Here is a 10,418-nt window from a genome sequence, read left to right as displayed (position 1 = left end):
AAGAAAAAGGAAAAGGAAGTTGACAAATATATCGGAAGATGATATATTATAACCATGATATATCGTCAACTGATATATTGGAGGTGATAGGATGGAGAGAATGCAGCCGCTGACCGATGCGCTGTTTTATGTGCTGCTGGCACTGCGGGAACCAAAACACGGCTATGGAATCATCCAGGAGGTCGAGCAGCTGACCGGCGGCAGGCTCACATTGGGCGCAGGGACATTGTATGGTGCGCTGAAAACCTTGGAGGAGCGCGGGTGGATTTCGCTGTACAGCCAGCAGAATGACTCGCGCAAGAAAAAGGAATATCTGATTACCGAACAAGGGCGTTGTGCCTTTTTGGCAGAGTGTGGACGACTGCGGGAGATGCTGGAGAACAGCCGTTTGATGGAGGAGGCAGGACAATGAAAGAAAAACTGATTCGATGGAGATTTCTCTTTGATAAGGACAAAGAGGAGCAATGGCTCAACGAGATGGCTGCCCAAGGCTGGAGCATGAGCAGCTTTTTTGCCGGACGCTATACCTTCGAGAAAACAGCGGAGCGGGAGTATCTCTATCAGGTGGAGCTGCTGCCGCGAAATGCCAAAGAAAAGCAAAACTATTTCTCCTTTTTACAGGAAGAGATGGGCGTTGAGATCGTGCAGGAGTGGGGCGTCTGGGTGTTTTTGCGCAGAAAGGCAAGCGAGGGCAGTTTTGAGCTGTACACCGATTCTGCGTCAAAGGCACAGCACTATGGAAAGATTGCAAGGATGTTTTTTGCGGTGTCAGGGCTGGAATTTGCGATTGGATTGTTCGAGACGATTGGGTGGATAGCAGAGGGAGAGCCGCAGTTTCTGTGGCTGCCGCTGATCCTGTATGCACTGGGTCTGGTGCTGCTGCGGCAGGGTGTTCGTTTCCGCAATAAACAAAAGAAACTGGAAGAATAAAAAAACCTCCTTCTGTTTGCAGAAGGAGGTTTTTTGAATACTAGATTCTCGCAAATTGTGCCTCGTACAGTTCGCGGTAGATGCCGTTGTCCTTTTCCAGAAGTTCAGTGTGAGTACCGCGCTCCTGAATACCGCTGCGGTCCATGACGATGATCTCGTCAGCGTTTTTGATGGTGGACAGACGGTGTGCAACCACGATGGTGGTACGGTTCTTGCACAGCTCGTCCAGCGAATCCTGGATGTAATTTTCGGTGACGTTGTCCAGTGCGGAGGTTGCCTCGTCCAATACCAGAATCGGTGGATTCTTCAAGAAGACGCGCGCAATCGAGATTCGCTGTTTCTGACCGCCGGACAGCTTGACGCCGCGTTCACCGACAAAGGTGTCGTATCCTTCCGGCAGGGTCATGATGTAGTCGTGAATGTTTGCTTTCTTGGCAGCTTCGATGACCTCCTCGCGGGAAGCACCCAGCTTGCCGTAGGCGATATTGTCGAAGATGGTGCCGGTAAAGAGGAACACATCCTGCTGTACAATACCGATTTTCTGGCGCAGAGAGTCGCGAGTGACATTGCGGATGTCGTGACCGTCGATCGAGATGGAACCGCCGGTTACCTCATAAAAACGAGGAATCAGATGGCACAGGGTGGTCTTGCCGCCGCCCGAAGGACCGACGATAGCGACCATCTTGCCCTCTGGGAAGTCGATCGAAATGTTGGAAAGAACCTCTTTGCCTTCGTCATAGTGGAAGGTGACATTGTCGAAGGTGATGTGTCCGCGGACATCGCCGAGCGGCTGTGCGCTGGGGTCCTCTTCCTCCGGCTCTACGTCCATCAGCTCTTTGAAGCGGACGTAACCGGTGATGGCGTTCTGGAACATCTCGACAAACTGGATCAGCTTTTTGATCGGCGCAACAAACATGTTGATAAACAGCATGTATGCGACCATGTCGCCGACACTGATGACACCGCGGTAGACACAATAGCCGCCGCCGGCGAGGATGACGACGTTCATCAGCGAGGTCAGAATGTTGGTGCCGGAGAAGAATTCCGCCATGACGCGGTAGGAACGTTCCCGCACAGTGACATAGCGCTGGTTGTTTTCAGCAAATTTCTTTTCCTCTTCCGCTTCTCCGGTGAAGGCACGGGCAACACGGATGCCGGCAATCGAGTTTTCCAGGCTGGCGTTGACCTCGGCGATCTCGATACGGTTTTTGCGGAAAGCGATGGTCATTGCAGTGCGCTTTTTGACGATGAACAGCACCAGGAACGGCAGCACTGCAAAGGTGATCAGGGTCAGCGGAACGTTGACGGTACAGAGGATAATGAACGAACCCAGAATGGTGACCAGCGAGATAAACAGGTCCTCAGGACCGTGGTGAGCAAACTCGGAGATGTCCATCAGGTCGTTGACGATACGGGACATGATGACACCGGTTTTGTGCTCGTCAAAGTAGGAAAACGGCAGCTTCTGCAGGTGTTCAAAGACGTCGCGGCGCATATCTGCCTGCATCCGTACACCGACAACATGTCCCTGATACTGCATGATGTACTGCATGATGGTCTGGATGATGTAGATGACCAGCAACGCAGCCGACCAGCTCAGGATCAGCTGAAGGTTTTTGTCTGGAATGTAGGTGTTGATAATATCACGGGAGATGACCGGATACATCAGATCGCAGCTGGCCGCAATCAGCGCGCACACCATGTCCAGCAAAAACAGCTTCCAGTGTGGTTTGTAGTAGTGGACAAACGATTTCAACATAAAAACACACCCCTTTTATTTTTTGTACCCATGTTTTTACATGATACACTATTTTTAGTTTTTTTGCAATCCCATGAAATGCTTGACAGAAAGTTGTAAAGAGGTTATCATTGAATTAGCATAAACTAACTAGGACGTGGAAGGAGTATGTGCATGATTGTTTGTGGAGAAAAACTGGAACGCGGCGAAAAGAAGGCGTTTTCGATGCCCATCAAAGGCGGGATGCCGCTGCTAGGGATGGCTGTCTGTGGAGAGAAGGAGGGCAAAACACTGCTGATCACGGCGGGCGTTCATGGGTGCGAATATGTGGGCATTCAGGCGATGCGCCGTCTGACCGAACAGATCCAGCCAAAGGGACTGTGCGGACAGGTGATCATCCTGCCGCTGGTAAACCGCTCCGGTTTTCTGGCAGGAGCAAAGCAGCTGGTGCCGGAGGACGGCAAGAATCTCAACCGTGTTTTTCCTGGAAAGGAGGACGGCACGCTGTCCGAACGGATTGCCTGGGCAATCGAAGCGCAGCTGTATCCATTGGCAGATTTCCTGCTGGATCTGCATGGAGCGGACATCAATGAGCAGATTGTTCCGCTGGCATTCTTTCCGACGGCAGCAGGAGAGGAGGTTTGCAGCCTTTCCCGTGCAGCGGCATCGTCGCTGTCGCTGACGATGCGGGTGTGCTCCACCAGTAAAAACGGGCTGTACAGCTGGGCTGCACAGCGGGGAATCCCAGGTCTGTTGGTGGAACGAGGCGGTCTGGGCCGTTGGTCGGAGGAGGAAGTGAACCAGTGCCTCGAAAATGTATATGAGCTGATGGGATTTTTACAGATGCTGCCGGAGCAACCGACCAAATCAGAGCAGCGGGAAATCGTCCGCGCAGTGTATGAGCAAGCAAAGGCGGACGGATTTTGGTATCCAGCAATCAAAGAGGGTCAGATTGTCCAAAAAGGACAGCTGCTTGGCAGATTGGAATCGGTGGACAGCGATGAGGTGTGGGAATATCGCGCCGAATTTGACGGCGTGGTGATGTACTACACCTTGTCGCTGGGAGTGCATAGGGAGGACCCGCTGGTCGCCTACGGAAGCGAACGGGCAGAATAATTTTACTTGTACCGTATTTTCTGGCGAAATGGCTGGACAGCCGGCAGAATCTGTGGTAGAATAAGGATAGAAAGAAACTTTTTTGTGAATGAGGAAGGAGGGTACCCTCATGACAAAAAACAACCTGAAGCTCTACAACATTCTGTTTCCTATCTGGCTGTTCTGGCTGTGGCCGACGGTGATCTGGCTCATTATTCTGCCGGCAAACTTTGTCATCGACACGCTGGTGCTGGTGATCGCGCTCAAGGTGCTGCACATCGGACAAGCGTTTGCCGTGTGGAAGCGTTCCATCGTCAAGGTGTGGCTGATCGGCTTTGTCAGCGACTTTCTGGGTGCGGCACTCATTCTGGCGATCATGCTGCTACTGGATGCGGTGGGTTCGCCGCTGAACACCATCCTCTTTCCAGGTACGACCATCATTTCTATCCCAGGAGTGCTGCTCAGCGGCGTGTTGATCTATTTTTTCAATCGGAAGCTGTCCTTTGGCAGGCAGGAGCTGACCGCCGTGCAGATTCACAAGCTCAGTCTGGCGCTGGCAGTGTTTACGGCGCCCTATGCGATGATGATTCCACTGTATGGATAATCCCCGACGCACAAAGGAGGAAACGATGGTTCTGTCAAAACAACTCATGGTGACCCACGATGCCAGACTGACCAAGCTGAAGATCACACCTAAATGTCAGAAAACCAAGCTCAGCTACCATTTAAAGATGTATGACCGTCAGAAGGAGCGCAATGTGACGCGCAAATTCTGCTTTTCAGGTGTAGCGGCGATCTCCTTTTCGCTCAACTACTTTGATAATCCGGTCGGCGCCGAGGTCTGCGGCTTCTATGAAATCTTTGATCGGGAGGCCAAGGAGGAACTGCTCGAGCAAAACTTTGCTGCGAGAAAACGGGGCTTTCTGCAGCCCGGCGACTATGCTTATGCTCCGCTGGAGCAAAGCGACCTGCTCAACGAGCGGACGATGTTCGAGCGAACATTGGCAAAGCTGGACGGCTATCGGCTGTTTGAGCAGCAGACGACCGGCGGCATCTATCGGATTCTGGCAAAAAAGTGGGAGGTTCGCTGACACAGCGCAAATAAACTTCCTTCCTATCAAGAAAAGAACAAAACAAAAAGGTTCGGGAAATATTCCCGAACCTTTTTTTCTTCCTATTAAAGATAGACCGCAAACTCCTCGGAGGTTTCGTTTTCAAACTGAACCTGTTTGAGCAGCTCGACAAACTGGCGGCGGTATTCCTTGGGATCGGTGGCGTAGCAGTTGATGTGCTTGGCGCCCTCGATCAGACAAAGCTTGATATTGGGATTGGCAGCGGCAATCTCCTGGCTCATCGAGGCAGGAACCAGCGGATCGTCGGTGCCGTGGAACAACAGCACCGGTACGCGGATAGCAGCAGCTGCTTTGACGGTGTTGACCTCGTCCATATCCGCGCCGCTGCGGGATTTGATGATCGACTTGACCAGCGGCAGCAGACGCAGCGCATTTTTGCCGCCGTGCTTTTCTACGCGCAGCTCCATCAGGCTGTCAAAGTTGGAGAAGGGACAGTCCGCCACACAAAACAACGGTTTGTCCTCCATTTTGACGCTGGGAGAATTGGCTTTTGCCATGGTCAGCAGTGCTGTGACCGCGCCCATCGACTCGCCCATCACGCCGATGCGCGCCCGCTCAAATCCGCTCAGCTGTGCATAGCGGCGGATTTCGCCCAGCCACTCCAGACTGTCGTCGCTTTCCAGCGTACCGAAGGTGATAAAATCGCCTTGGCTTTCGCCCTGTGCCTGCTGGTCTGGGACAAGGATGTTAAATCCAAGGTCGCGCAGCATCGGCAGATACTTGAGCACGCCGACCCACGGATAGTTGTAGGCGTGCAGGAACAGAATGTAGCGGTCGGTCTGGGAGGGAGCCAGGTACAGACGTGCTGTCAGCTCCTGTCCGCGTTTATTTTTGAGAAACAGTTTTTCATATTTTAAGTCCATCAGTGCCGGATCAACATGATTGCGGTTGACCTCCTGGGTGAGTACGGCGCCATAGCTGATCGGCTTTGGACGGATTGCACTCAGGGCAAGCTTGACAGCGACCTGATGACGGAGCAGCAGGGCAAGCAGCAGCAGTACAACAATCAAAACTAACACAACAATGATTTGCAAATCGGGCATTTTATCACCTCTGAAATGTACAGAATACAAACTCATACGGATGTATTATATCATAAAGGGAGACTGAAATTTAAAACATTTTATGAAATCTTTCGCAATGATTTCCTAAATTTGTCATGAAAATAGACCGCCTGTGTCGAAAAACACAGGCGGTCTAAAAATGGAGAAAAGAAGGGGTGTTCTGTTAGTCGAGGATGCGTCCGTCGGTGGAGATGACGGTCACCTGCCATGGAATCAGCTTGCCGGAGTCGGTCAATGCTTTTTTCAGTGCATTTTCCAGTCCGCCGCAGCAGGGAACCTCCATCCGTACCAGAGTGATGCTCTTGATGTCGTGATTTTTCAGAATGGCGGTCAGCTTTTCGGAATAGTCCACCGGATCGAGCTTGGGACAGCCGACCAGCGTAACGCGGTTTTTGATGAATTGGTTGTGGAAGTCGGCGAAAGCAAACGGAGTACAGTCGGCGGCGATGAGCAGATGAGCGCCGTCAAAGAAGGAGGCGTTGGCTGCAACCAGTCGGAGCTGTACCGGCCACTGGGACAGACGGCTCTGCATCGGAGCGGTTGGAGCAGCGACCGCTTCGGCAGTCGGACGCTGGAAAGTTTTGGCGCGGGAGCCTGGACAGCCGCAGGGCAGAATCTCCGGCACAGGCTGGGACAGCTGCTGCTGTCTTGCCTTGACGGCGGCCTCATCATAGGCAGCTGCCTCGCGCTCGATGATGCGGATGGCGTCCACCGGACAGGCTGGCAGACAGTCGCCCAGTCCGTCGCAGTAGTCGTCGCGGATCAGCTTTGCTTTGCCGTTCACCATGGCGATGGCTCCCTCGTGGCAGGCTTTGGCACACAGACCACAGCCGTTGCATTTTTCCTGGTCAATCGAAACAATTTTGCGGATCATGTATAAAACATCCTTTCTTTTACAGAGGGTGTGTTGATTTTCTGTGTCTAGGATACTATAATCAAAGCAAATAATCTGTTGGAATTCCAACGAAACAGGAGGAAAAAGATGGAATTGGAAAAAGTATGTGCCGCGCCGCTGTTTGCAGGAATGAATCCCGAGGAGGTCAGCTCCATTTTGCAGTGTTTGCAGGCACAGAAGAAGGAGTATCAGCGCAGAGAAACGATCTTTCCGGTGGGAAAAGCAATCGACCGGATTGGATTGGTGCTGTCGGGCAGCGTGATGATCGAGCGGGATGACTACTGGGGCAACCGGTCGATTCTGGCTGCCGTCGGAGAAGGAGAAATCTTCGGAGAAACCTACGCCTGTCTGCCGGCGCAGCCCGCAGACATCTGTGCAGTGGCAGCGCAGAAGGGAGAGATCCTCTTTTTGCAGGTAGGACGGATGCTGCGCACCTGCCAGAATGCCTGCCCGTTTCATGCGCGGCTGATTGCAAATCTGCTCGAGGTGTCGGCACAGAAAAACCGGCAGCTCAGCTTAAAGCTGGACATCCTGTCCAAACGAACCACCCGCGAAAAGCTGCTGAGCTACCTGTCATCCCAGGCGGTGCGGACAGGCAGCAGCAGTTTTTCCATTCCCTTTAACCGGCAGCAGCTGGCGGACTTTCTGTCGGTGGACCGCAGCGCCATGACGGTCGAGCTGGGAAAGCTCAAAAAGGAAGGCATCATCGACTTTGAGAAACATCAGTTCCGAATTCTGTGAGGATGGAAAAAAGAGCTTGCCAGCATCTTGTTGGCAAGCTCCTGTTTTTTCTTGTGTTGATTGTCAGATGATGGCCAGTGCTGTTGATGTGAATGATTCTGGTATCTGCAATTTCATTTCCTGTGTCTCCAGTCCGAAAGAAGGATCTCTTTCGGCTTTTGTTGTACAAGCCGTACTTGAAACCATAAGCAAGAAAACACATAGCATCAGAGTCAAAAGTTTTTTCATGATAATTCCTCCTGTTCGATGATTACCAGTGTATGCTGTTTCAGGATCAAAAGCTAGTTCTTCGTTCTCCTTTTGAGGAAAAGGATACCTCCTATCAGCAGGAGCACGACCACAGCGCCAACGCCAATCAGAACGCCGGAGCTGATACCATTGTCCGCGTTGGCAACGGCGCTCGTCAGAGCGGAGACACCGGCGGCAAATCCGGCAGCGTCACCTTCGTCTGTGCCAGGCTGGAAGGCGGCTTCCAGTTCTTGTATCTGCCGGTTGGACAGCTGGACACCGGTCTGCTCACCGATGTCGATCAAGACGTTGCCGGTTTTGCCAAAATAGGTGATGTAGATGGCATCTTGAAAGTAATCCTCCAGTTTATTTTCCCACAAAGCGTAAATCTCGTCGTAATCGAGTTCTTTGTCGCGGCGAAGCACCGAGTTTTCCTCTTCACTTTCCCAGTAAAAGTCTACACAGAGATAGCCGGAAAAACCTCATGCAGAGGAAGTACCGCCTGCTCAATCGCTTCGTCGGAGACATCGCCGTTGGCGTTGTAGATGGCGGTTACATAGTCGCCGGTGCTCTTTCCTGCCATGCTGCACAGGGCGTCAAAGACGCCAGCCATTCGGTAGTAAGCATTCGGTGCATCCTCGCGGCAGAGCACCTCGGTCAGAGCGGCAGTATCAAAGTTTGGCAGAACGTCGCTGCCCACGTGGATGTATCCTTCGTTGGTATCGCTCAGATAGAGGATGCACACCGTGTCCTCGGCGATGTTCTCTTCCAGCGCTTCCTTTGCAGCGTCGAAGGAATCATAGCCGCTGCTCTCCAGCGATTGCCACGCCCAAAGATAGATGCTGCATTCATGCTTTTGCAAAGCGGGACATGAGGTGTTGAAATCCGTCGGCAGCGACCTGTCCCGTTACACCAAAGGAGGAAAGTCCCTCGATATAGTCGCCGGTTTCAAAGGTGCGGTAGATTTCAGAATTTTCATCCTCGGCAAAGACCGGCTGACAGAGCAGGGTAAACGAAAGAAGCAGACAGGTCAGCATGTACAGCATTTTTTTTCATCATGGATTCCTCCTTTTATCTGCAAAAGCGGAAGCTTGTGTGAACAGTCTATACCTTTAATATAGACTGTAGTAGAGATAAAGTCAACCTCGGAGCGGATAAAGGAAGAGATTTTTGTAGGAATTTATAAAGTCCGTTTCCTTTCCTCAATAATATTGCCAAAGGGAGAGAACACGGACAGCAAAAAAAGGTAGGAAAGCATTTGGGAAAGTTTTGCAAACCCAGCAGATGGAAAAGGATGCAAAACATAAGCAACGGCAGCAAAAGGGTCGACAAAGGCCGGATTGTGGCGGGAACCCTCCTTTAAACCAGCGCATAGGTTGGGAGTGTAGACGATACTGTCTGCGACTATGAGAAAAAGGAGCGGTGAAAAGAGATGCTGTTTCAACCGTGTAATAATGACACCAGCAACGGCTGCGCGGTATTTACCGACCAGCCGATTTCCCTTGCCATGGCGTATGTAGCACGTCAGGAGTGGCAGGATCTGTACGAGACCGGACTGGGACTTTCGCGCGGCACCATCTTTGCCCAGTTGGATAAACCGTTTGAGAGGGAGGGAACAACGACAGATGGCACAAGATAGCACACGACAGACCTTGATCAAAAGGGTACAGATGTACGAATTTGCGCTGACCGAAGCAAACCTCTTTCTGGACACCCATCCTGACAATCAGGAGGCGCTGGCCTACTATAAAAAATACAGCGAGCTGCTGCAGCAGGCCAAAGCGGAATATATCAGCCGCTATGGTTTGCTGGAACCAGGCGTGATGGAAGGCGACACCCGCTGGCGCTGGGTCGATGACCCATGGCCATGGGAAATGCAGAAGGAACAGGAGGAGGTATAAGAGATGTGGAGCTATTCCAAGAAACTGCAATATCCGGTCAATATTAAGACTCCGAATGCCGCTGCGGCAAAGGTGATTATCTCTCAGTTGGGAGGCCCAAACATGAATACCTTACAATAAGAGCCAGTGATCTGAACTGCACCTCACTTGTTATTCAGTATATCATACTGTCTAAAAATGGAGTGCAGTTCGCGGAACCACTGGCTCTTTGTATGTTTATAGATAATAATAGATCTCGATGCTGTCCTCCTTGCGGTCAAAGATGATCTTTTCGATGAAGGAGCGCAGCAGGCGGTTCTTTTCGTCCTCCGGTGTGGATGGACTCATCAGTGCCGGCAGCAGCGCACGCACCTTGTCGGTCAGCCGGCGGCGGCTGTCGTCACCGGAATCGGTTGGAGGACACAGCGTGCCCAGCTGGTCCTGCAGCTGCTGGATGGTGGCGGTGAGCTTTTCCTTGTTGTGACGGTACTCCTCGAGGGTGTCGATGCCCGCCTCGTATGCTTCGCGGATGCGCGCGAGTTTCATTTGTTCCCGCTCGATTTGACTTTGCAAAAGATTTGCCGGATCGACCGTTTGTATCGGTTGCCGGACGTTTAACAGGAAGGTCCCGTTTTCCATGTCCGCCTGGATGGTGGCCAGCAGCGACTGGGTGAGGTAATCCCGCTTGATTGAGTGGGACTCCGTGCACCGGCC

General features: G+C 52.1%; 17 protein-coding genes. 9 read left to right on the top strand and 8 right to left on the bottom strand.

All coding sequences use genetic code 11. The annotated features are described in order from the left end of the window. The first annotated feature begins 91 nt into the window (after positions 1-91). Positions 92-412, top strand: a complete 321-nt coding sequence (locus Q0L39_RS08845) for a PadR family transcriptional regulator (protein WP_296628470.1) — start codon at positions 92-94, stop codon at positions 410-412. Next, positions 409-930: a DUF2812 domain-containing protein gene (locus Q0L39_RS08840; protein ID WP_296628468.1), complete on the top strand. Its 522-nt coding sequence runs from the start codon at positions 409-411 to the stop codon at positions 928-930. The genes Q0L39_RS08845 and Q0L39_RS08840 overlap by 4 nt, the downstream gene beginning before the upstream one ends. 40 nt (positions 931-970) lie before the next feature. On the opposite strand, the gene Q0L39_RS08835 is transcribed toward Q0L39_RS08840, so the two are convergent. Next, entirely contained in the window at positions 971-2,689 is a 1,719-nt protein-coding gene (locus tag Q0L39_RS08835; RefSeq protein WP_296628467.1) for an ABC transporter ATP-binding protein, read from the bottom strand. 153 nt (positions 2,690-2,842) lie between these two features. Between Q0L39_RS08835 and Q0L39_RS08830 the strand changes: the two genes are divergently transcribed. From Q0L39_RS08830 to Q0L39_RS08820, 3 genes are all read left to right on the top strand, one after another. Continuing rightward, a complete protein-coding gene (locus tag Q0L39_RS08830; RefSeq protein WP_296628466.1) occupies positions 2,843-3,784 on the top strand; it encodes a M14 family metallopeptidase in 942 nt (313 codons plus the stop codon). Positions 3,785-3,893: 109 nt separating this feature from the next. Beyond that, positions 3,894-4,367 carry a hypothetical protein gene (locus tag Q0L39_RS08825; protein ID WP_296628464.1) on the top strand — a complete coding sequence of 158 codons (474 nt, stop codon included), beginning with the start codon at positions 3,894-3,896 and terminating at the stop codon, positions 4,365-4,367. 25 nt (positions 4,368-4,392) lie between these two features. After that, positions 4,393-4,854 (top strand): hypothetical protein, encoded by a 462-nt coding sequence (locus Q0L39_RS08820; protein ID WP_296628463.1) that lies wholly within the window; start codon positions 4,393-4,395, stop codon positions 4,852-4,854. Positions 4,855-4,940: 86 nt separating this feature from the next. Here the strand turns inward: Q0L39_RS08820 and Q0L39_RS08815 are convergent, their stop codons facing one another. Then, positions 4,941-5,939, bottom strand: a complete 999-nt coding sequence (locus Q0L39_RS08815) for a hypothetical protein (protein ID WP_296628461.1) — start codon at positions 5,937-5,939, stop codon at positions 4,941-4,943. A gap of 184 nt (positions 5,940-6,123) precedes the next feature. After that, on the bottom strand, positions 6,124-6,834 hold the full coding sequence (locus tag Q0L39_RS08810) for a 4Fe-4S binding protein (protein ID WP_296628459.1): 711 nt from the start codon (positions 6,832-6,834) through the stop codon (positions 6,124-6,126). 108 nt (positions 6,835-6,942) lie between these two features. Between Q0L39_RS08810 and Q0L39_RS08805 the strand changes: the two genes are divergently transcribed. After that, positions 6,943-7,596 (top strand): Crp/Fnr family transcriptional regulator, encoded by a 654-nt coding sequence (locus Q0L39_RS08805; RefSeq protein ID WP_296628457.1) that lies wholly within the window; start codon positions 6,943-6,945, stop codon positions 7,594-7,596. A gap of 63 nt (positions 7,597-7,659) precedes the next feature. Here Q0L39_RS08805 and Q0L39_RS08800 read toward each other — a convergent pair whose 3' ends face one another. From Q0L39_RS08800 to Q0L39_RS08785, 4 genes are read right to left on the bottom strand one after another with little or no spacing between them, the layout of a single operon-like run. Next, positions 7,660-7,824, bottom strand: a complete 165-nt coding sequence (locus Q0L39_RS08800; protein WP_296628456.1) for a hypothetical protein — start codon at positions 7,822-7,824, stop codon at positions 7,660-7,662. Positions 7,825-7,877: 53 nt separating this feature from the next. Continuing rightward, the gene (locus Q0L39_RS08795) at positions 7,878-8,249 is read right to left on the bottom strand and encodes an LPXTG cell wall anchor domain-containing protein (RefSeq protein WP_296628454.1); all 372 of its coding nucleotides are present in this window, start codon (positions 8,247-8,249) and stop codon (positions 7,878-7,880) included. Positions 8,250-8,281: 32 nt separating this feature from the next. After that, positions 8,282-8,686, bottom strand: a complete 405-nt coding sequence (locus Q0L39_RS08790; RefSeq protein ID WP_296628452.1) for a hypothetical protein — start codon at positions 8,684-8,686, stop codon at positions 8,282-8,284. Further along, positions 8,673-8,870: a hypothetical protein gene (locus Q0L39_RS08785; protein WP_296628450.1), complete on the bottom strand. Its 198-nt coding sequence runs from the start codon at positions 8,868-8,870 to the stop codon at positions 8,673-8,675. Before Q0L39_RS08785 ends, Q0L39_RS08790 begins: the two co-directional genes overlap by 14 nt. A gap of 386 nt (positions 8,871-9,256) precedes the next feature. Between Q0L39_RS08785 and Q0L39_RS08780 the strand changes: the two genes are divergently transcribed. Genes Q0L39_RS08780 through Q0L39_RS08770 form a run of 3 tightly spaced genes read left to right on the top strand, consistent with a single transcriptional unit; the run spans position 9,257 to position 9,845 of the window. Beyond that, positions 9,257-9,463, top strand: a complete 207-nt coding sequence (locus Q0L39_RS08780; RefSeq protein ID WP_296628448.1) for a spore coat associated protein CotJA — start codon at positions 9,257-9,259, stop codon at positions 9,461-9,463. Then, complete coding sequence (locus Q0L39_RS08775; protein ID WP_296628446.1) at positions 9,450-9,725, top strand: spore coat protein CotJB; 276 nt, start codon at positions 9,450-9,452, stop codon at positions 9,723-9,725. The genes Q0L39_RS08780 and Q0L39_RS08775 overlap by 14 nt, the downstream gene beginning before the upstream one ends. 3 nt (positions 9,726-9,728) lie before the next feature. After that, positions 9,729-9,845: a manganese catalase family protein gene (locus Q0L39_RS08770; protein ID WP_366916355.1), complete on the top strand. Its 117-nt coding sequence runs from the start codon at positions 9,729-9,731 to the stop codon at positions 9,843-9,845. Positions 9,846-9,941: 96 nt separating this feature from the next. On the opposite strand, the gene Q0L39_RS08765 is transcribed toward Q0L39_RS08770, so the two are convergent. Continuing rightward, positions 9,942-10,418: hypothetical protein (locus Q0L39_RS08765; protein ID WP_296628444.1), on the bottom strand; the 477-nt coding region annotated here is incomplete at its 5' end.

The organism is uncultured Negativibacillus sp. (assembly GCF_944388365.1).
In the GTDB taxonomy this organism is placed as follows: domain Bacteria; phylum Bacillota; class Clostridia; order Oscillospirales; family Ruminococcaceae; genus Negativibacillus.
Note: the sequence above shows the minus strand (reverse complement) of the source record. Positions and strands in the feature narration are given on the sequence as shown.

What these genes read in the sequence shown, in the direction of transcription:
- Q0L39_RS08830 (WP_296628466.1), top strand. Translation starts at nt 2,843, where the DNA reads ATGATTGTTTGTGGAGAAAAACTGGAACGCGGCGAAAAGAAGGCGTTT.
- Q0L39_RS08800 (WP_296628456.1), bottom strand. Translation starts at nt 7,824, where the DNA reads ATGAAAAAACTTTTGACTCTGATGCTATGTGTTTTCTTGCTTATGGTT.
- Q0L39_RS08825 (WP_296628464.1), top strand. Translation starts at nt 3,894, where the DNA reads ATGACAAAAAACAACCTGAAGCTCTACAACATTCTGTTTCCTATCTGG.
- Q0L39_RS08770 (WP_366916355.1), top strand. Translation starts at nt 9,729, where the DNA reads ATGTGGAGCTATTCCAAGAAACTGCAATATCCGGTCAATATTAAGACT.
- Q0L39_RS08845 (WP_296628470.1), top strand. Translation starts at nt 92, where the DNA reads ATGGAGAGAATGCAGCCGCTGACCGATGCGCTGTTTTATGTGCTGCTG.
- Q0L39_RS08775 (WP_296628446.1), top strand. Translation starts at nt 9,450, where the DNA reads ATGGCACAAGATAGCACACGACAGACCTTGATCAAAAGGGTACAGATG.
- Q0L39_RS08805 (WP_296628457.1), top strand. Translation starts at nt 6,943, where the DNA reads ATGGAATTGGAAAAAGTATGTGCCGCGCCGCTGTTTGCAGGAATGAAT.
- Q0L39_RS08835 (WP_296628467.1), bottom strand. Translation starts at nt 2,689, where the DNA reads ATGTTGAAATCGTTTGTCCACTACTACAAACCACACTGGAAGCTGTTT.
- Q0L39_RS08815 (WP_296628461.1), bottom strand. Translation starts at nt 5,939, where the DNA reads ATGCCCGATTTGCAAATCATTGTTGTGTTAGTTTTGATTGTTGTACTG.
- Q0L39_RS08810 (WP_296628459.1), bottom strand. Translation starts at nt 6,834, where the DNA reads ATGATCCGCAAAATTGTTTCGATTGACCAGGAAAAATGCAACGGCTGT.
- Q0L39_RS08780 (WP_296628448.1), top strand. Translation starts at nt 9,257, where the DNA reads ATGCTGTTTCAACCGTGTAATAATGACACCAGCAACGGCTGCGCGGTA.
- Q0L39_RS08840 (WP_296628468.1), top strand. Translation starts at nt 409, where the DNA reads ATGAAAGAAAAACTGATTCGATGGAGATTTCTCTTTGATAAGGACAAA.
- Q0L39_RS08785 (WP_296628450.1), bottom strand. Translation starts at nt 8,870, where the DNA reads ATGCTGTACATGCTGACCTGTCTGCTTCTTTCGTTTACCCTGCTCTGT.
- Q0L39_RS08820 (WP_296628463.1), top strand. Translation starts at nt 4,393, where the DNA reads ATGGTTCTGTCAAAACAACTCATGGTGACCCACGATGCCAGACTGACC.